This window comes from Mesorhizobium sp. ArgA1 (assembly GCF_053714375.1).
Genome location: NZ_JBSKBQ010000158.1, coordinates 1 through 363, shown reverse-complemented (window position 1 = coordinate 363; position 363 = coordinate 1). Strand labels below are relative to the sequence as shown.

At 60.3% G+C, this 363-nt stretch carries 1 protein-coding gene; it reads right to left on the bottom strand.

Features of this window, described 5'->3' with window-relative positions; translation table 11 throughout:
* Nucleotides 1-322: IS66 family transposase (locus ACWGTI_RS32805; protein ID WP_454590699.1), on the bottom strand; the 322-nt coding region annotated here is incomplete at its 3' end.
* Between the last annotated feature and the right edge of the window lie 41 nt (nt 323-363).

Genomic DNA, 363 nt, shown 5'->3' with positions numbered 1-363 from the left:
CGCTGACCATGCGCTCGAGAACGTCGGTGAGATAGGCTTCGGGATCGACGCCGTTCAACTTGGCCGAGTTGAGCAGCGAAGCCAGGATCGCCCAAGTCTCTCCACCGCCTTCGTCACCACTGAACAGACTATTCTTTTTTCCGATTGCAATCGGTCGAATCGATCTCTCCACGGCGTTCGTGTCTGGCTCCAGCCGCCCGTCGTTCAGGAACGCCGTTAGTCCATCCCAGCGTTCGAGCGCATAATCGATCGCCTTGATCAGCGTCGACTGGCGAGAGATCCCGTCCTTCACGGCTTCGAGACGCGCCTTCAAGGCCTCCATCAGCGGCTTCGTTTCCGACTGCCGCACCGCGCGGCGCTGGT